Origin of the sequence: Parabacteroides sp. HGS0025, assembly GCF_000969845.1 — a bacterium.
Taxonomy (GTDB): Bacteria; Bacteroidota; Bacteroidia; order Bacteroidales; family Tannerellaceae; genus Parabacteroides; species Parabacteroides gordonii.
On the sequence record NZ_KQ033903.1, the window covers coordinates 91472 to 112325 of the forward strand.

14 protein-coding genes are annotated in these 20854 nt (G+C 47.0%); 8 read left to right on the plus strand and 6 right to left on the minus strand.

Annotation, left to right across the window (positions count from 1 at the left end; genetic code table 11):
• Positions 1–24: 24 nt before the first annotated feature.
• The 4 genes from HMPREF1212_RS17645 to HMPREF1212_RS17660 all read left to right on the plus strand — a co-directional run bounded on the left by HMPREF1212_RS17645 (position 25) and on the right by HMPREF1212_RS17660 (position 7768).
• Positions 25–855 carry an MBL fold metallo-hydrolase gene (locus HMPREF1212_RS17645; protein ID WP_046150509.1) on the plus strand — a complete coding sequence of 277 codons (831 nt, stop codon included), beginning with the start codon at positions 25–27 and terminating at the stop codon, positions 853–855.
• Positions 856–978: 123 nt separating this feature from the next.
• Positions 979–3300 carry a glycoside hydrolase family 20 protein gene (locus HMPREF1212_RS17650; RefSeq protein ID WP_046150510.1) on the plus strand — a complete coding sequence of 774 codons (2322 nt, stop codon included), beginning with the start codon at positions 979–981 and terminating at the stop codon, positions 3298–3300.
• Between the two features lie 96 nt (positions 3301–3396).
• Positions 3397–5268 carry a sensor histidine kinase gene (locus HMPREF1212_RS17655; protein ID WP_046150511.1) on the plus strand — a complete coding sequence of 624 codons (1872 nt, stop codon included), beginning with the start codon at positions 3397–3399 and terminating at the stop codon, positions 5266–5268.
• A gap of 19 nt (positions 5269–5287) precedes the next feature.
• Positions 5288–7768: a S9 family peptidase gene (locus HMPREF1212_RS17660; protein ID WP_046150512.1), complete on the plus strand. Its 2481-nt coding sequence runs from the start codon at positions 5288–5290 to the stop codon at positions 7766–7768.
• A 66-nt stretch (positions 7769–7834) separates the two neighbouring features.
• Here the strand turns inward: HMPREF1212_RS17660 and HMPREF1212_RS17665 are convergent, their stop codons facing one another.
• Positions 7835–9187 (minus strand): hypothetical protein, encoded by a 1353-nt coding sequence (locus HMPREF1212_RS17665; protein ID WP_046150513.1) that lies wholly within the window; start codon positions 9185–9187, stop codon positions 7835–7837.
• Between the two features lie 400 nt (positions 9188–9587).
• On the opposite strand from HMPREF1212_RS17665, the gene HMPREF1212_RS17670 reads away from it, so the two are divergent.
• The 3 genes from HMPREF1212_RS17670 (at position 9588) to HMPREF1212_RS17680 (ending at position 13185) form a co-directional block, all read left to right on the plus strand.
• On the plus strand, positions 9588–10370 hold the full coding sequence (locus HMPREF1212_RS17670; RefSeq protein ID WP_046151221.1) for a DUF4469 domain-containing protein: 783 nt from the start codon (positions 9588–9590) through the stop codon (positions 10368–10370).
• Positions 10371–10534: 164 nt separating this feature from the next.
• The gene (locus tag HMPREF1212_RS17675; protein WP_046150514.1) at positions 10535–12898 is read left to right on the plus strand and encodes an InlB B-repeat-containing protein; all 2364 of its coding nucleotides are present in this window, start codon (positions 10535–10537) and stop codon (positions 12896–12898) included.
• 11 nt (positions 12899–12909) lie between these two features.
• Complete coding sequence (locus tag HMPREF1212_RS17680) at positions 12910–13185, plus strand: HU family DNA-binding protein (protein ID WP_046150515.1); 276 nt, start codon at positions 12910–12912, stop codon at positions 13183–13185.
• A 73-nt stretch (positions 13186–13258) separates the two neighbouring features.
• Here HMPREF1212_RS17680 and ahpF read toward each other — a convergent pair whose 3' ends face one another.
• From ahpF to HMPREF1212_RS17695, 3 genes are all read right to left on the minus strand, one after another.
• Positions 13259–14809, minus strand: a complete 1551-nt coding sequence (gene ahpF, locus HMPREF1212_RS17685) for an alkyl hydroperoxide reductase subunit F (RefSeq protein ID WP_028727765.1) — start codon at positions 14807–14809, stop codon at positions 13259–13261.
• Positions 14810–14882: 73 nt separating this feature from the next.
• A complete protein-coding gene (gene ahpC, locus HMPREF1212_RS17690) occupies positions 14883–15449 on the minus strand; it encodes an alkyl hydroperoxide reductase subunit C (protein WP_028727764.1) in 567 nt (188 codons plus the stop codon).
• A 156-nt stretch (positions 15450–15605) separates the two neighbouring features.
• Positions 15606–16511: a cation diffusion facilitator family transporter gene (locus HMPREF1212_RS17695; protein WP_046150516.1), complete on the minus strand. Its 906-nt coding sequence runs from the start codon at positions 16509–16511 to the stop codon at positions 15606–15608.
• Between the two features lie 150 nt (positions 16512–16661).
• Between HMPREF1212_RS17695 and HMPREF1212_RS17700 the strand changes: the two genes are divergently transcribed.
• Positions 16662–16967 (plus strand): DUF4884 domain-containing protein, encoded by a 306-nt coding sequence (locus HMPREF1212_RS17700; RefSeq protein WP_046151222.1) that lies wholly within the window; start codon positions 16662–16664, stop codon positions 16965–16967.
• A 2-nt stretch (positions 16968–16969) separates the two neighbouring features.
• Here HMPREF1212_RS17700 and pflA read toward each other — a convergent pair whose 3' ends face one another.
• Complete coding sequence (pflA, locus tag HMPREF1212_RS17705) at positions 16970–17692, minus strand: pyruvate formate-lyase-activating protein (RefSeq protein WP_046150517.1); 723 nt, start codon at positions 17690–17692, stop codon at positions 16970–16972.
• A complete protein-coding gene (gene pflB / locus HMPREF1212_RS17710) occupies positions 17692–19932 on the minus strand; it encodes a formate C-acetyltransferase (RefSeq protein WP_028727760.1) in 2241 nt (746 codons plus the stop codon). The genes pflA and pflB overlap by 1 nt, the downstream gene beginning before the upstream one ends.
• Positions 19933–20854 lie beyond the last annotated feature (922 nt).

Sequence of the window (20854 nt, forward strand, 5' to 3'; positions counted from 1 at the left end):
TATATTTGACACAAAAAAAGTGAAATGGAGATAGATCTTATTGACACAGGATGTTTTTACGCGGATGGGGGAGCTATGTTCGGCGCTATTCCCAAGACAGCGTGGAGCCGGCGTTATCCGAGCAATGAAAAGAACGGTTGTATCCTGACGATGAGGAGCCTTCTTATATCAAAGTATCCCGAAAAAATAATACTTGTCGATAATGGTGCGGGCAATAAACATCTCGATCAACTCAGTTATTATAATTTCTTCAACCTGGTCGATCTGGAAGAGGAATTGCGAAAAAAAGGGATCACTCCGGAACAGGTGACGGATGTGATATTGACTCATTTACATTTCGACCACTGCGGCTATTCCACCAGGAAAGAGGAAAAGACCGGAGAGTTATACCCGTCTTTCCCTAACGCCACACACTGGGTCAGCCGGAAGCAATGGGAGAATTTCCTGCATCCTAACCCGCTCGAAAAAGATTCCTATTTCATGGAAAACATGCAAGCGATCGCAGATAAAGGTTTGTTGCGCCTGATCGATACCGACACGAAGCTTTGTCCGGATATCGAACTGCGTATCTTCGACGGACATACCCCCGGACAGCTCGTACCTTATATCACCACCTCTGAACAGACTTTTGTTTTTGCCGGCGATGTAATCCCTCTCGTTGCAAGTGTTTCGCCCGAATGGATATCGGCTTACGACACCTATCCGGTGACCTCTTACCAGGAAAAAGTACGCATGTTGGAAGAAGCCGCCCGCGAAGGCCAGGTACTGATCTACTGCCACGATGCTTACACCAAATGCAGTACAGTAAAGAAGGTTAATAACTTCTATAAAAAAGACAGGCTTGTAGATATATAATTATTCCTCTTTATCCCTCTGATTATTACATATATGAAATAAATTCCTATCTTTGAACACAATCTCTGACAAAATATAAAATAAGCAGAAAAAGACATTATCATTTATAACTTTTTATAACGCATGAATAAACTAAGCAAGTACGCGCTGCTTTGCGCAGCTTTTGCAGGAATGGTAGCTTGTTCCGACGGGAAAGTCGTAACAGGTGATTATCAGATCATTCCGCTGCCGCAGGATGTATCCCTGACAAACGGGACTCCTTTTATCTTAACGCCTTCTACTTCTATCATTTACCCGGAAGGAAATGACTTACTGAAACAGGCAGGCGAGTTTCTGGCCTCTTATATTAAGGAAGCGACCGGCTATGCTCCAAAAGTTGTGACCGACAAGAGTGCCAAACCTATCAACCTGTCGATCGACAAAAGCATCTCCAACCCCGAAGGCTACCGCCTGACAGTAACACCCGAAGGGATCGAACTGACCGGTGCAAGCGAAGCAGGCGTATTCTACGGTATACAGACTTTACGCAAGACGATCCCCGCAGTAGCCGAAGGAATGAATATCGAACTCCCGGCTGTAACGATCAACGACTATCCCCGTTTTGCCTATCGTGGCATGCACCTGGATGTATCGCGTCACTTCTTCCCTGTCGACTCTATCAAGAAATATATCGATATACTGGCGTTACATAATATGAACACATTCCACTGGCATCTTACCGACGATCAGGGATGGCGTATCGAGATCAAGAAATATCCGGAGCTGACAACAATCGGTTCCAAACGTAAAGAAACCGTGATCGGACATAATACCGGCGAATATGACGGTAAACCTTACGAAGGTTTCTATACACAAGACGAAATCCGCGACGTAATTGCTTACGCCAAAGAACGCTTCATCACGATCATTCCTGAAATCGACCTGCCCGGACACCAGCAGGCAGCATTGGCTGCTTATCCGGATCTAGGTTGCACAGGCGGCCCGTACGAAGTATGGACACAATGGGGTATCTCCGATGATGTGATCTGTGCAGGAAACGAGAAATCGATGCAGTTCCTGGAAGATGTATTGGCAGAAGTGATCGACCTGTTCCCGTCCGAATATATCCATATCGGAGGAGATGAATGTCCGAAAGTACGCTGGAAGACTTGTCCGAAATGCCAGGCTCGTATCAAAGCGGAAGGTATTAAGGCTGACAAGAAACACAGTGCGGAAGAATATTTGCAAAGCTCTGTAATCTCACAGATGGAGAAATTCGTGGAAAGCAAAGGACGCCACATCATCGGCTGGGACGAAATCCTGGAAGGCGGACTGGCTCCGAATGCTACGGTTATGAGCTGGCGCGGTGTAGACGGAGGTATCGAAGCGGCTAAACAACACCACAACGTTATCATGACTCCGAACACATACCTTTATTTCGACTATTACCAGTCTACCGACACGGAAAACGAACCGATGGCTATCGGTGGTTACCTGCCGCTGGAACGGGTCTACTCATTGGAACCGACTACCGGCATCCCCGACGAATACAAGAAATATGTGATCGGTGTACAGGCTAACCTGTGGACTGAATATATCCCGACCTTCTCACAGGTTGAATACATGGTGATGCCGCGTATGGCCGCCCTGGCAGAAGTACAGTGGACAGACCCGAGCAAGAAAGAATATGAAAGTTTCCTTCCCCGCCTGGTTCGCATGACAAAATTGTACGACCGTCTGGGTTACAACTATGCCAAGAACATCTTCGACATCCATGCCGAATTCACTACAGATACTGAAAACGGACAGATCCTTGTAAACCTGTCGACGATGGGTGATGGTGATATTTACTATACACTGGACGGTAGCGAACCGACAAGTGCAAGCAGTAAATATAAAGCACCCGTTAAGATCAAAGAAGATGCGACTATAAAAGCAGTCGTTGTACGTCCTACCGGCAACAGCCGCGTATTCTCTGAAAAGATCAATTTCAGCAAATCGACAGCGAAGCCTGTAACATTGCGCGTAGCTCCGAGCAGAGGATATGAATTCAACGGTGGCCCCGAACTGACAGACGGCCTGACCGGTGATACCAACTACAAAACCGGCCGCTGGCTGGGCTTCCAGGGAAAAGACCTGGATGCAGCGATCGACCTGAAACAGCCGGTAGAGATCAGCAAGGTCAGCTTTAACACCAATGTGGTAAAAGGCGACTGGATCATGGGGGCAGCCGGAATTACCGTAAAGGTATCTGAAGACGGCCAGAACTTCAAAGAGGTGGCTACCAAAGTAATCCCCTCGCTAAAGCAGTCGGATAAAGACGGCATCTATTCGCAGGAAATCACTTTCGACCCGGTAAAAGCACGCTATGTGGAAGTGATCATCAAGAGCGATAAACTACCGGCATGGCACGGTGGTGCAGGCAATCCGGCCTATCTGTTTGTAGACGAAATCATTATTCAATAGGGTAAAACATTCACACAAAAAGCCGGCTACAAGACTCATCTGTTCCCGACAATAGGTCTTATAGCCGGCTTTTTCATTTAAATTCATACGGGCTTTATGCGAAAAGCAATTATCATGCTAAGCCTTTTCCTCTGCCACCTCACACTAGTATACGGTAATAATCAAGGCAAGCAGGAATACATCCTTGTTCTGAACTCCGTCAATTACGACGAAGTCTGGACAAATGGAGTCTATCAATCTATCTACAATACCTTTAATGGCCCTCAATATGCAGTCTGCACAGAAGAACTGATGGTTCCTACCATCGCGAATGCGGATGAAGCCGAAGCCAAAAGAAACTCCTTACTGGAAAAATACCCCATACGCCCTAAAGCCGTTGTCTTTATCGGCGACCCGGGATGGATAGTATACCGTCCCTTATTCGACAGCGATTGGAAAGAGGTACCTGTCCTGATCTGCTACTCACGTCAAACAATGCCAGCCTGTATCGATAATCTCCTTTTCCGGAATATATCAGAAAAAGAACTTGTCCCCGCCAGCCAGATGCTGAAAGGTTATAACATAACGGCCTTATATCAACCTTTCTACATGAAGGAAACGATTGAACTCATGCAACGCATTCAACCGGAGATCAAGAAGATAGCTTTCATATCCGATAACCGGTATATCAGCCTGTGTGCACAGAAAGAAGTGGAACAAGCATTGGCTGACTATTATCCGTCCCTGAAATTAGACCTTCTCACTACGACCCGGCTTTCTACCGAACAATTACTGGATACGATCTCACGCTACAATAAGGAAACCGGAATACTGTATTACTCCTGGTTCTCAAAACAGGTTCAAGAGACTAATTTCCTGAATGACAACATACAGCGGATCGTTTACGGCTTTGCCCATAATCCGGTTTTTACCGTTGCCGACCTACAAGCAGAAAACGGGAACTTTGCCGGAGGTCATTATATCTCGCTATCCGACTTTAGTGAAGAAGCTATTCATACTTTACAACAAATAGTAGACGGCACTCCGGCCCGTGATATTCAGCCACATAACGGAGGTAAACCGCAAACCTATCTGAATTACCGACATTTAAAACTACATAATACCGACAGTAACCTTTACCCTCACAATGCAGTCTATTATCAGCGTCCTCCGAGTTTCTATGAACAAAACAAGCTGGCTATTATCTGCATCATCGCGCTTGTCTGTGCCATAATCATAATCCTGGTGATGAGACTCCGGTTTTACTGGCAGGTACAACAGGAGATACGCGAACGTGAAAAGGCGGAAGAAGCGAACCGTCTCAAGTCGGCTTTCCTGGCCAATATGAGCCACGAGATACGTACGCCTTTAAATGCGATCATCGGCTTTTCCACCCTTTTAGTCAATGAAGACAGCCTGGAGGAAAGGCAGGAGTTCATCAAGATCATCGAAAACAACAATGAATTATTGCTCCAACTGATTAACGACATACTGGATCTTTCCAAAATAGAAGCCGGGACACTCGAATTCACTTATTCGGATGTAGACGTGAACAGCCTGTTAACGGGAATAGAGCAAAGCTGCCGGATCCGCAACCAGCATCCGGAAGTTCAGATTTCTTTCGAAGAACGTCTCCCCCAGTGCCTGATCCATACGGAGCAGAATCGCCTGACCCAGGTCATTACCAACCTGTTGAACAATGCCATGAAGTTTACTACCCGGGGAAGCATCCGCTTCGGCTACCGGCAGGAAGGAAACATGTTGCGCTTTTACGTAAAAGATACCGGCTGCGGCATTCCTGCGGATAAGATCGATTCAGTGTTCGGGCGCTTCGTTAAGCTGAACAACTTCCAGCAAGGCACCGGTCTGGGACTTTCTATCTGCAAAACGATCGTAGAAAAGCTGGGCGGCGAAATCGGTGTGAAATCGGAAGAAGGAGTGGGTACTTTATTCTGGTTTACCATTAAAATAGATACCTTTGCGACATAATAATTAAACAGCATCCGCCATGAAAAGAAACATGTTACTTTTGGCCGCTATCTGTTCCTGCTGCAACCTCTTTGCTGAAGAGGTCATTGTTAAACAGTTCAGACATGCCGGCCCCTACGAAGTAAAGAAGCCGTTCCTCAACGACAGTCTCGATGTAAACAGCAAGAAGTTTACGGAAAAAGAACTACTTAAAACAGCCATCCCGTTCAGTAACGTTCGCCAAAGCACACAAATACTGGAAGCCAACGTCGACGGAGAAGGACTACTCCCCGCCTCTTCCCTGCCCTATCAGATCGGACTGGCCTCTTTCTACCTGAACAGCGACCGGTACGTAAAAGGCAACCTGCAGGTAAAAGGCCCGGAAACATACGAGGTATATATTAATAATGAAAAGCAAACGCCTGCCGACGGCAAGATTGCGCTGACGCTCGAACCCCACCGTTACGAGGTCGTGATCAAATACCTTGCCGGAAAAGACAAAGCCGGTTCCCTGAAAGTGACTTTCGACACAGAAGCCGAAGCCACCGTCACAGCCACCACCGATCCGGAGAAACGGTACACCATCAGCGAGGTGTTCGACGGAACCCGCTTCCGCTCGGTAAGCCTCTCCCCCAACGGCAAATATTTGCTGACTTCTTACCAGACAACCTTCCCCGGCGGCGAGACAACGTCGTACCAACAGGTTACCGACAAGGCCAACGGACAGGTATTGGTTGAAAGTAGTACTAACAACTACAACTGGATGCCGCAAAGCAACCGCCTGTATTATACCCGCAAAGGACTGCAAGGCAAGGAACTGGTAAGCATCGACCCGGTTACAAAAACAGAAACGATCCTCTCCGCCAATCTACCCGACGGATGGTTCGTCTTCGCCCCGACCGAAGATTATCTGATCTTTATGGTATCGGAAGAAGGCCCCAAGAAAGACAAGGATATGGAAGAGATCATCGTCCCCGACGACCGTCAACCGGGTTGGCGCAACCGCTTTTTCCTGCACAAGTATGACTTATCAACAGGTTTGTTCGAACGTCTCACTTACGGACATAACTCGACCGGCCTCAACGATATTTCCAAAGACGGCCGTTACCTGCTGTTCACCAGCCGCGAGCGCACCCTGACCCAACGCCCGTTCAGCACGACGACTCTTTACCGGATGGATCTGCAGACGATGCAGACAGAAGAGATCCTGAAAGACCCGTTCATCGGTTCCGCCAGCTTCTCCCCCGACGGGACACAACTGGCTATCGAAGGTTCGGGAGAAGCATTCGGCGGTATCGGACTGAACATCGCACCGGGACAGACATCAAATACCGCCGACGGTCAACTGTTCATCTACGACCTGGCCGGCAAACAAGTAACCCCGGTAAGCAAAGACTTCGACCCGTCTATCCAGTCCGTCATCTGGAACAACCACGACAAGCAAATCTACCTTCAGGGAGAAGATAAAGACTGTGTCCGCCTGTACGTACTCAACCCGTCCAACGGAAAGATCAACCCGGTTCCGCTGAAAGAAGATATCCTGTCGGATTTCACGATCGCCACCTCGGCTCCCGAACTGGTTTACTTCGGCGAAAGTGCTTCCAACTCGCAGCGCCTTTACTCCGTCAACCTGAAAAAGAACACGACTGTCTGCCTGAAAGACCTGTCGGAAACGATCTTGAAAGATGTTACGCTGGGCGAAGTACGCGACTGGAACTTCCAGGCTGCCGCAGGCGACACGATCTACGGACGCTATTATCTGCCCCCGCATTTCGACCCGAATAAGAAATACCCGCTGATCGTGAACTATTACGGCGGCACAAGCCCGACGGAACGTTCGCTTGAAAACCGTTACCCGTCGCATGCATATGCCGCATTGGGATACATCGTTTACATCATCCAGCCCAGCGGGGCTACCGGCTTCGGACAGGAATTCTCCGCACGCCACGTCAATGCCTGGGGTAAACGTACGGGAGACGAAATTATCGAGGGCACAAAGAAGTTCTGTGCAGAACATAGCTTCGTCGATGCCAAAAAGATCGGTTGTATCGGAGCGTCTTACGGTGGATTCATGACACAGTACCTGCAAACAAAAACGGATCTGTTCGCCGCCGCGATCTCCCATGCCGGTATCAGCGATATTACAAGCTACTGGGGAGAGGGTTACTGGGGATATTCCTACAGTTCACTGGCCACCGCCAACAATTATCCCTGGAATGCCCGTGATATATATGTAGAACAAAGTCCGCTGTTCCATGCCGACAAGATCAACACACCGATCCTGTTCCTGCACGGTTCCGTCGATACAAACGTACCTGTCGGAGAAAGTATCCAGATGTTTACCGCCCTGAAACTGCTCGGTAAGGAAACCGCCTTTATCCAAGTAGTCGGACAAAACCATCAGATATTCGATTACAAGAAACGCGCAGAATGGAACAACACCATCTACGCCTGGTTCGCCAAATGGCTGAAAGAACAGCCTGAATGGTGGGAAGCACTCTATCCACAGAAAAGTCTGTAAACATAAAAGAGGGCTGATTCCAATCGGAATCAGCCCTCTTTTATTATGATATAAACAACAATCCCACTAATCAGCCAGTTCTTCCAACTGCTGTATAACCTGGTTGGCCATGCTGAGACATTCCTCCAGGTCTTCTGCCATATCGGGACGCAGGGGGAGGAATTCACTGAGCACATCGCGGGTGGTGAAGAGATCCATCAGATCAGGCATGCTGTTGAGTACCAATTCCTTTTTCCCTGGATAGTCATTCGGGATGTTATCGTTGAGCTCCCGGTAATAGTTAACCGCCAGTGACGCCTGCCTTATCCGTTTTTCGTTCATGTTGCGGATGCGATTGATCGAAGGCAGAACATTGGCAAACATGGCTCGCTGCAAATCGATCGCCGTGGTAATCTCTCCCAGCAAAAAATGAGACTTGATAAGGTTCATATTACATATCGTCCTCATTTCAGAGGGTGGAAACCTATCCATCATATATTCGAAACCTTCCTTTGCCTGGATAAGGGTAAGAATACTTTCCGGAAGGGTCACAGGCTGCTCCGGATTTTTCGCTTTCAGCCAGTTATAACAGGCCATCGTGATCAGGCAGCGATGCATAAGCCTCGTGCAATCCGGCCCGTCCGGCAGGAAGGCAGCATAGCGGTCGGCCTCAACATACTCATGCTTCATAATAAAATCATAGACCATCTGCTTGCAGGCTTCCGGATGTAAAGAATCCGGCGATTCTCTCCTCCATTCGTTAAACGGAGTAGCCCAATCGGCGAGGAAGGTCATTTCGTCTCCTTCACCGTCTTCGAAATCCATATCGTCACCATAAACTCCCGCCGCTTTAAAGACTTCGGGGATGGCCAGTTGTTTGAGCAATGCCTGTATCCTTTCCGGTGCCGGTGCATTACTATCGTCAATACCGGCTACTACGCAGAACAAAGGGAAAAAGGCATACCAGAGCCCCATCGTATCAGCCGCCGTTTTATCACCTTCGGCAAGAGCCTTTGAAGCCAGGGGGATAATAAGCTCCGCCAGTTCCACCGGATCGAGTTTACGCAGTTCAGTCTTGGCCGATGCAGGAAAGATACCCAGATCAAGCAGTTTCTTCCATAACTTCGAACCGGCGGTGACGCAGCAACATCCGGAACGCAGATCGAAATAAGTTTCTTTATTCAGAAAGCCCCCTTTTTTGGCGAGTTTCTTGGCAGCCTTGCATTCAGGCTCCGGCAACTGTTCCGGCGGCAGCAGGAAAAGATAACCAAGTGCTACCAGTTCATCCTTGACCCGCAAAACGGTATATCCACAATCCAGAAGATTCTGGAGTTGGTAAAGACTGAAACAAATATTACGGGCTAAAGGGGGAACAGGAGAAGCGGTTGCCACTGTTTTTACAGAATACTCCACCAGGCTTTCTATTGCATGCATCGACATAATTATACGGATTTTTGTTTGTAAAATATTTATTCAGAAGGCAACAAAGTTATACACTTTTCACTAAGATACGAGAGGATTTGTGTAATATTCGTATAAAATACTACTTAGTTCGGTAAGAACTCTGTTAATAATGACCACAAAGATAGAAATAATCTATAAATAACAATCACTTTACGAACTTAAATTCAAAGTTCATACGAAATTATTTCATATTTATAAACTTTTTTACTCAACAAAAAGGTACCACTGTGGTATCATTATATAAAACAAACCAGATTTCTATCGATTGGAATATCGGTCATCCTTACTGATTAAGAAGAATTTTCAGCATCTATAAAGATTGATTTTCAAAATTAATGCCAGAGTTCTTACCGAACTCACTAAATTTAACTGGCCTATGGCATTAAATGAACCCAAAAAGCGCAGCATCGTCGCCACCCTCGTGGCTAACATGCTGACAGAGCGTGAAGATGACTTCACGGCCAACGTTACTTACGTAGCAAGTCGCTCGATCGAAGATTTGTGCAATATTGCTGCAAATGGTAAAAGTAAATTCACAGCATCCGAATTGCTGGCCGCCCACAACGATTTAAAAGCGACAGCCAAAGAAGAATTATACTCAGGTTCTACCGTAGAATTCGGACTGACAAACAACTCACTCGGAATAGACGGCTCCTTCATCGGACCGAAAGCCAAATTCAATCCCTCAAAGAACAATGTAACCCTCCGCAGCACGCCTATCAAGGACGTGAAAACGGATCTGAAAGGTATCAGTGTAATCATTGGCGAAGTAGTGGAAGGACTTCCGACTGTTACCAAACTAACCGATGTATTTACAGGCGAAGTAAATGGAAAGATAACTCCGGGTAACACCCTCAACGGTGAAGGCAAACGTGTTAAGATCGTAGGAACAGAAGGCAACACCGTCGGTTTCTTTTTTATCAAAGAGAGCGACGATACCGAAACAGCTGTTCCGATGACAACCATTTCACGCAACGATCCTTCTTACTTCTCCTTTATCATTCCGGCCCTGGGCGATGGTAAGTATTACCTCGAAGTAGCAACCCAATATGGCGGCAGTAACCAACAGACAGTGAAAACCGTACGCCGCAACCGGTTCCCCTATCTCCTAACCGTGGGTGATGGCGGAGGTGACGACGACCGTCCCGTAATCGAATAAACTTTTCATAGGATGCCCCTATGCCCCCCGTATAGGATTATCCTATGTGAGGCTATAGGAACATCCTATGCGGGAGGATAGGCTTACCCTATGTGAGCGGATAGGGCAAGCCTTTATTCTCCCGAAAATAATCCATAATTACAAATTAATCAAAAAAGTAAAAAATGAAACAGTACTTACAAAAGACAAGCCGGCTACTACTGCTGGCAATGGTTATGTGTTTTTTCCTACCGCGGGTGATATGCGGACAATCTGTTCTTCCCTCTATCTATAAAGTTGTTATTCCCTCTCTCTCTAAAGGCATCCGTCCTGATGGAGAGGGAACAGAAGAAAAGCCCTATCTGATCGGTTCCAGAGACCATTTGGACTGGATTAGTTATACGATGATAACAACTAGAGAATTAAATCACAAACATTTCAAACTCACGAATGACATAGATGTGGGTAGTGACTGGAGAACGATAAGCAAGGTTACAGGAGAAGAGCAACAGGGTAAGGATGAACCACTTATACTCGCAGGTCTTCCTTTCCTTGGTGTATTCGATGGTAACGGATACCGAATTTCCGGGCTAACAGATTGTTTGTTTTCTGTAATCGGTACAGACGACCCGTATACCATTATCTCACCGGGCCCAAGCGCAATCATTAAGAATCTGGGGCTGGAAGTTTCACCAAAGGGAATGCATCCATCGTTTGAGGAAACCGGTTATACCGGTGTGCTCGCCATGTATACCAGTAATTGCTTGATACAGAATTCTTTCGTAACCGGAGGGACGATCTATTCCAAAATAAAACACCCCAGCCCAAATATCGGAGGATTAGTCGGAGGCGCCAGTAGTTTTACGGTTATCAGTAATTGTTACACTACAAACAATATAGAAATAACAATGGAAGCTGAAGCTCCTCTTAGAGAGGTAACGAGCGGAGGTATTGTGGGCAGTGGTTCGTTTAACACATATGTAAACAATTGCTTTGCTACAGGGACAATTTCTATAGATATAAGCAAGGAAGAACTCGATATCTACGACGAGCCTATCAGAGCAAAAACCTACTTGGGAGGTATAGCAGGAGGAGGGCTCAGTTACGTTCTAAACTGCGTGGCAGCAAATAAGGGAGGACTCACAATCAATACGGATGAACCGAAGCATGCCCATATTAAGAATATAATTGGCATAACATTTCACGAAGTTCTCGATGATCTTGGCGACTCGTACTATCCGTACGAATCGTACGAGTACGAACCGCTCCCCGATGACTTTGGAGGCCCCATATCCGGAGCTGAGAACTTCTATAACAACAATTATGCTCTACCTGATATTCCGAAAACATCGGGGGTAACAACCGACAAAGGCGTTGCCGGAACAGATTGGAATAATACCTCTATTTATCCTACCGGCATTTTCGACATCGGTCAATGGCTAGAGTCCGATATCAATCCCGAAACGGGATTCCCCAAACTTTGTTATGTCGGAACTAAAATAGCTTTGCCCAGCCAGATGAGCTCCTATGATGTAGATGCCAGTACTCCTGCCAACAACGGTACTTTCAGTGTAGACAAAAGCAAAGCAAAAGCCGACGAAGTGGTAACCATCACGACTGTACCGGATAACGATTATGCAGCTGCCCTTCCGACAGTAACCGTACCGGCCGGCACTCTTGTAACTGTAACACCGGTCAGCACCAATCAATATACGTTTACTATGCCTACCAGCCCCGTTACAGTAACTGCAACATTCCTTCAACTCATCACAGTCACTGTCGATGATGCAATAGCCAACGGCAGCATCGAAGTGAGGAAATCCGACGGCACTTCTCTGAACCCGGGTACGAATGCAGGAATAGAAGAAAACACCGAGCTCACTATCACCGCCACGCCGGCTTCCGGTTACAAATTGAAAACGCTGATGGCAGATGGGAGCCCGATTACAGGCTACACTCATACTGTTACAGCCGATGTATCCCTCTCGGCCCGATTCGAATCAATACCTGTAGATGATGGAGGTAGTGATGTTGATGGAGGCGGCGATGATGACAGTCCGACGACCCCGACAGTCTACCACACGGTACACCTTCCGTCAGTAGAAGGAGCAACTACCGATCCAGTAGCCGGGGAATATGAAGTGGAAGCATGGAGTAGTTTCCGGTTCTATCTCTCGATCGATAAGGAATACGACTTATCGACCCCGGTAGTAACGACCAGCCGTGGAGAAACCATTTCCCCACGTACCAGCGACGGTGCCTATATCATCCAATATGTTCGCCAGCCAGTCGATATTCTGATCGACGGTATCACCAAAAACTCCGATCCGGTAAGCAACGAAACAGTAACAACCGATGCTGTCAAAATATGGGCAACCAAAGGCAACCTGCATATCAGCACCGCTACAAATCAAACCGTTCAGGTCTACAATCTGATAGGCTTATTGGTAAAGCAAGCCGATATCCCTTCGGGAGATACTTTATGGCAACTGCCTTCCGGCATCTACATCGTCCGAATAGACAACCGACAGTATAAGATAATTCTATAAAAACATCAGTGATGAGAAAAGAAGAAATAATACGTAGAATAGCCAAAGATTCCGGACAAGAGGAAGTATCCATTAAGAAGACTATTGAATCGCTACTCAGGGTCGCTACCGAAGCGCTGGAAAGTGGCGAAGAGATCCGCTTCCATAATTTCGGAGTGTTATTACCCTGGAAACAGACAGGACGGCCTGCCCGTAACCCTAAAACAGGTACTCCTGTCATGATCAACCCGCGAACCTCGGTGAAATTCCGTCCGGGCAGGCTTTTAATGCAGGCTTTAAACGAATAGAAAAATATGAACCGACAAAAAGAAGGCACCATCGTAAAATGGTGCCTTTCTTGTTTTCACAACACAATATTTATCAGATAATGCCGCGCATCCGGTCTTCGAAAGCAGTCAACGCCGCTTTCGCGCCTTCGCCCATCGAGATAATGATCTGCTTGTAAGGCACGGTAGAAACGTCGCCGGCCGCATAGATACCGGGAACGCTCGTACGGCAATGGCTGTCGATCACGATCTCGCCGGGGCGGTTCGTGTCTACCACGTCACGGAACGGGCCGCTATTGGCTGCCAGGCCGATCTGGACGAAGATACCATCCAGTTCGATGTTGCGCACTTCCTCTGTTTTACGGTCTTTTATACGGATAGCGGTCACTTTCTCTCCGTTACCCAACACTTCCATCGTCTGGGAATGCATGAAGATCTCCACGTTCGGCAGGCTTCTTACTTTGTCTTGCAAGACCTGATCCGCTTTCAATTCGTCTGCGAATTCCAGTAGCGTCACTTTCGAGCAGATACCGGCCAGGTCGATCGCTGCTTCGACACCGGAGTTACCGCCACCGACAACTGCCACACGTTTGCCTTTATAGAACGGGCCGTCGCAATGCGGACAGAAGGCTACGCCGCGTCCGATGTATTCCGTTTCGCCGGGGACGTTCAGACGTCGCCAGCTGGCTCCGGTGGCTACGATAACGGCCGGGGCAATCAACTTTTCACCGGTAGAGGTGGTCAGTAGCTTTTCACGATCTCCCAGTTCCACCTTTTCGATACGGCGGTGTTCGAGGATGTCGATCGGATAATCCTTCATGTGCGCCATCAGGTCGAGTGCCAGTTGCTGGCCTGTTGTCTGCGACACGGAGATCATGTTCTCGATACCGACAGTTTCTTTCACCTGCCCGCCGATACGGTCTGCAACGACCGCTACGTTCAACCCTTTACGGGCGGTATAGATGGCTGCCGCACTTCCGGCAGGGCCACCACCGACGATAATTACGTCATAGTTCTTCTCTACCACCGGCAGGTTTTCTTCTTTCACGCCGTATTGGGCTTCCAGTTTACCCAGCAGTTCGCCGAAATCCCCGCGTCCTACATGGATCAGCTTGCCGTCGGCAAATACGGAAGGGACACCCTGTACTTTCATGGCTTCCACTTCTTCCTGGTTGATCGCGCCGTCCACCATTTCGTGGGTGATCTGCGGGTTCAACGTTGCCATCACGTTCAGAGCCTGCACCACATCGGGGCAGTTCGTACAGGTCAGCGACACATAGGTGGTCAGTTTGACCGGGCCGTTCAGCGCCTTTACCTTATTACAGATACTCTCGTCGGGAATATTCTTTCCTTTGCCGTCACTGTTCAGGATGGCCAGCAACAGGGAAGTAAATTCATGGCCGTTAGGGACGCCGCGGAACTTAATGCCGGTCTTTTCACCGTTCTTCAACAAGGAGAATTCCAGGCCGTCGCCATCAGTTACCTGCACGGACAGTTTGTCGGAACAGGAGGCCACATCGTTCAGTAGTTCGAGCAGCTCATGGCGGTTTTCATGTTCCGGAGCTACTGTGACATCAAATATATAGTTTGTCGTTAATCCTGCAAAGATGCCGGATAACTGGTCTTTCATCGCTGAGTCTAACATAATAAATCCTTTGTTTTAATTGTTTCCAAACAAAAAAGGCCGACATTTGATTGCCGGCCTTCCCTTTTTACTATTAGATCTTACCGACCAGATCAATGCTCGGTTTCAGCGTTTCGCCGCCTTTTTTCCATTTAGCCGGACAAACTTCGCTCGGGTGTTCTGCGATGAACTGAGCAGCTTCCACTTTACGAAGCAGTTCGTCTGCGTTACGGCCGATACCGTTGTCGTTGATTTCTGCCAATTTAATCTTTCCTTCCGGGTTTACCAGGAATGTACCGCGGTAAGCCATACCGTCTTCTTCGATCATTACACCGAATGCGCGGCTCAAAGCGCCTGTGGGGTCGGCCAACATCGGGTATTTGATCTTACGAATCGTTTCAGAAGCGTCGTGCCATGCTTTGTGTACGAAGTGTGAGTCTGTGCTTACAGAATAAACTTCTACGCCCATAGCCTGGAACTGTGCATATTTGTCGGCCATGTCTACCAGTTCAGTCGGGCAAACAAATGTAAAGTCTGCCGGATAGAAAAAGAAGATAGCCCATTTGCCTTTGATGTCGTCGCTACTTACAGTTTTGAAACTTCCGTTCTGAAATGCCTGTACTTTAAACTCGGGTGCTTGTGAATTGATAATAGGTTCCATTTGATTTACTATTTTATTGTTATTACTATTTGTTTTTGTTACTGGTGCAAAGATAAGTTGCCGATTCGAGGTAAGAACAAAAAATCCAATCGAAAGGTTTTATGTGGTCATAGACAAAATCTTTGAGTATCAGTAAATCAACCTTATTATCCCACCCTATTCCTCTGAACAACAACGGCCATTGCACTTGATGCCGGACATTTCAAATTCGAGCGTGGCATGCTGGATGCCTGCATGCAAAAGCTCGTGTTTTATCTCCTGCTTGATGCGTTCCATATCCGATACATTTTCGATGGCAATATGTGCAGTCAGGGCTGTTTCGGTAGTGCTGATCGCCCATATATGCAGGTGGTGCACTCCTTTCACTCCTTCTACCGCATGGATCACCTCTTCCACCTTGTCTATATCCGTCCCCATAGGCACACCGTCGAGTGACAGACGCAGGCTGTCGCGCAACAATCCCCAGGTGGAAACAATAATGACGATGGCGATCAGCAATCCGATGATCGGGTCGATAATATACCATCCCGTATGGGCTATCACGATACCGGAGACCACCACGCCGACCGATACCAACGCATCAGCCGCCATATGCAGATAGGCTCCTTTCACATTCAGATCCTTCTCTTTGTCCTTCATAAACAGCCATGCCGTAATCCCATTGATAACGACCCCGATACCTGCCACCCAGGCGATAGCGTCGCCCTCGACCGGACGCGGGTGCATCAGTTTCCCTATACTTTCAGCAATGATGATCCCGACAGCCACCAGGAGGATGACGGCATTCAACAAAGAAACCAGTACGGTGCTTTTCTTGTAGCCATACGTGTATTTGCCGGTAGGATGTACCTTTGCCAGCCGAAATGCTAACATAGCCAGTACCAAACTGGCCACATCCCCGAGGTTATGCCCCGCATCGGACAGCAGTCCCAGCGAGTTATACCAGAAGCCTGCCACAAACTCGGCTACGACAAACGCCAGGTTCAGGGTGATACCTATAATGAAAGCCTTGTTGAGGGAGGTTATCTCGTGGTGGTGATGATCGTGATGATGTTGTTCCATATTCTTTCTTTTATCAGAGTAACAATATGGGACAAAGCTATGTTTTTTCCGGCAATAAAAATATACCTGATTATAGGTAATTTATCACGCCTTAATACTGTATTCTTTGAAAATCGTTATCTTTGGGCATCAACTAAAAGCGACAGGAATATGAAGAGAATTAGCTTTTTAACTTTATCGGCCGGTGCACTGCTATCATGCGCCCTCGGTTTTTCCGCTTGTGGTTTGGCAGGAACACCTATTGCCAAATCGGCTTCAGATAATAATCCCACCTATAAGGTCGAGTATTTATTTGAACACGACGGTTGTAAAGTATACCGGTTCATGGATATGGGACACTATGTATACTTCACCAACTGCCAGGGAGATGTCAGCAGCATTGAGAATGACAGTGTCCGTTATGTCAATAAAGTTCGCAAAGAACAGGTAAAGATTCGCAGAGAACCGATCGAGTAAGGTCAAATAACTATACCGTGTTTCTTAAAGATCTCTTTCGCATTTGCCAGGCGTTCGGCGGAAAGGGGTTCTACATCTTTTAATTTGTAGTCGATCCCTTGTGCTTCATATTTGTAAGTACCCATCGTATGGTAAGGCAAAAGTTCTGCTTTTTGAACGGTTTTATAATGGCTGATGTATTCAGCTAATTGATCCAGAGCTTCGTCGTTATCCGTCAGCCCGGGAACGATGACGTGGCGTATCCATACAGGAATACCGCGTTTCTCCTGTTCATCCAGGAAACGTAACGTATTATCCAGTTTCACCGCTGTTAAACGGGGATGTAGTTCGGGGTCTATCGTTTTTATATCCAGCAAAACCAGATCGACATATTCCAATATCTCCAACGCTTTCGGGGTACAGATATAGCCGGAAGTATCGAGTGCCGTATGAATACCTTCTTCCCGGCAAAGACGGAAAAACTCCTTGAGAAATTCAGCCTGCAACAAGGGTTCTCCCCCGGTGACAGTCACGCCGCCTTTGGCGATAAAGTTCTTATATCGTAAAACCTCTGCCAACAGTTCTTCCGGTGTCATCTGATATTTGGCACCGCCTTTGCTGTCCCAGGTATCCGGATTGTGGCAGTACAGACAACGAAGCGGACAGCCTTGCATAAAAACAACAAAGCGAATTCCGGGACCATCAACGGTCCCGAAACTCTCTAGTGAATGTATGCGTCCAATCATTAAAGTGAATGATTGATTGTTCTTGAAATGACATCCAACTGCTGTTCGCGTGTCAGTTTCACAAAGTTCACTGCATAACCTGATACACGGATCGTCAACTGCGGATAGTTTTCCGGATGATCCATTGCGTCGAGCAACAGTTCCTTGTCGAATACGTTCACGTTCAGATGCTGTCCGCCGTCAGGCGTAAAGTAACCGTCCAGCAGGCCGACCATATTGGCGATCTGGATATCACGTTCCTTGCCTAATGTGGCAGGAGAAACGGCGAATGTATAAGAGATACCGTCGTGTGCATGCTGGAACGGCAGTTTAGCAACCGATGCCAGTGCAGCGATAGCGCCTTTGGTATCACGTCCATTCATCGGGTTGGCACCCGGGGCAAACGGTGTACCGCCTTCGCGACCATCGGGAGTTGCACCTGTTTTCTTTCCGTACACCACATTGGATGTGATAGTCAGGATAGACTGTGTCGGAGTGGCATTGCGGTATGTCTGGTGCTGGCGCAGATATTCCATGAACTTTTCTGTGATATCGACAGCGATGCTATCTGTACGGTCGTCGTTGTTACCGAAAGGAACATAATCGCCTTCGCGTTCGAAACCGACAGCCAAGCCACGTTCGTCGCGGATCACTTTTACTTTTGTATCGCGGATAGCGGCCAACGAGTCTGCCACGATAGAAAGGCCGGCAATACCTGTGGCGCGGATACGTTCCACCGAACCGTCATGCAAAGCCATTTCGAATGCTTCGTAAGCATATTTATCGTGCATATAATGGATGATCTTCAGTGCGTTCACATAGACCTTAGCCAGCCAGCGCATCATCTGTTCGTATTTCTCCATCACTTCGTTGTAATCCAGGTATTCGCTGGTAATCGGTTCGAATTTCGGAGCTACCTGTACACCTGATCTTTCGTCACGGCCACCGTTGATGGCATACAGCAGACACTTAGCCAGGTTGGCACGTGCGCCGAAATATTGCATTTGCTTACCGATCTTCATCGGAGATACGCAGCAGGCGATACCGTAATCGTCCCCATAATCGGGACGCATCAGGTCGTCGTTCTCATACTGGATAGCGGAAGTATCGATAGAAACCTTTGCACAGAAACGTTTCCAGTTTTCAGGAGCGTTGTTGAACCACAGAACCGTCAAGTTGGGTTCCGGTGCCGGGCCGAGGTTATATAATGTATGCAGGTAACGGTAAGATGTCTTCGTCACCAATGAACGGCCGTCGACACCCTGTCCGCCTAACGATTCAGTTACCCAGACAGGATCGCCTGAGAACAGGTCGTTATATTCCGGAGTACGCAGGAAACGAACGATACGCAGTTTGATGATAAACTGGTCGATCAGCTCCTGTGCTTCTTCTTCCGTCAGTTTGCCTTCACGGATATCTTTTTCAATATAGATGTCGAGGAAAGTAGAAGTGCGTCCCAATGACATGGCAGCACCGTCCTGGTCTTTCACTGCAGCCAGATAACCCAGGTATACGAACTGAACGGCTTCGCGTGCATCCTTGGCAGGTTTAGTCACATCGAAACCATAACCGGCACACATCTTTTCGAATGCTTTCAGCGCCTTGATCTGTTCGGATATTTCCTCACGGCTCTGGATGATCTCTTCGGTCAGCTCCTGGATATCGAGTCTTTTCAGATAATGTTTCTTTTCTGCGATCAGGATCTCTGTACCGTACAGGGCCACGCGACGGTAGTCACCGATGATACGTCCGCGTCCGTAAGCATCCGGCAGGCCGGTGATGATGGCGGAACGGCGTGCTGCGACCATTTCATCTGTATAAGCGGAGAATACGCCTTCGTTATGCGTCTTTCTGTATTTCGTGAAGATTTCTTTTGTCATCGGATCCAGTTTGTAGCCGTAAGCTTCCAGACTGTTTTCCACCATGCGGGTACCACATTTCGGGTAGATACCGCGTTTCAGGGGGGCATCGGTTTGCAGGCCGACAATCACTTCGTTTTCTTTGTCAATATAACCTGGCCCGTAAGTATCTATACCTTGAGGATATTTTGTTTCAGCGTCGTAAACACCCTTCTCCCTTTCAACCTTAAACATTTCGGTCAATTTATCCCAAACTTTCTTCGTCTTGTCTGAGGAGTCTTTCAAGAAAGAGTCATCCCCTTCGTAAGGTTTGTAGTTGTTTTGGATAAAATCCCTTACATTAATCTCTCTTTTCCAAATTTCGCCTTTGAACTGCGCCCAGTTCTCGTTTTCAAACTTCATACCTTATTTTGTTTACTTCGGTTTTAATTTCGATGCAAAGGTACGTTATTTATATGTCATGCGAAACAATCAGTAAATACATCATGTATTCCCAACGGTCAAAATCCCTACAAATAGTTACTAAAACGGCAGATATATTGTGGCTTATCGCCTGATATAGGTATCAAACAGGAAGGTTCATAAATAACATCAAAAAAATAAAAAAGGAACCATCCTTCACAGGCGGGCTCCTTTTTTATGTCGGAAACAACCAATAAAACATTCCGACATACGTTTAATCATCTTATATGCTTACATAATTAGCAAAAGGTTTTGATATAGCGATTATACTAATAGTGTTACTTTTTTTCTATGTTGCAAAGATAGAGTTGTCAGGAAGAGTACACAATACCTATTATATAGTAAAAAAGAGCGTTCCATTACCTATTCCGTGTTATAATGAAGAAAATTGCTTCCTTCGACAAACAAAAAAGAGCCATTCTTCACAGGATGGCTCATCTTTATATATGAAAGGGACAACCAATAAAAAATCCCTTTCACGGGTATTTACCTTAAATAATAGGTGTACATAAAAATCAACAAATCGGGTTTTGGTCGGACGATTATACTAATAGTAAAACTTAATTGATGCGACAAAGGTAAAAGCACGTAAAGACGCACGCAATACCTATATATATGTAAAACGCACCTGTTTCTAACTATTAATAGGGATTATAAGACAAAAAATGCATCCTTATACAAACGTATGCCGACTAATGGAAAAGAGAAAGCCTTACTTGAAAGACTATTAAACGAGAAGGGATAAAATTGTCTGCTAAGAGATTTGTTGCTGATAATTATCTGCAAGCTTGTCCATAATTGTCAACAAGCTTGCAGATAGTTATGGGCAGGCTTGCAGACAATTGTCGGCAAGCAATTACCT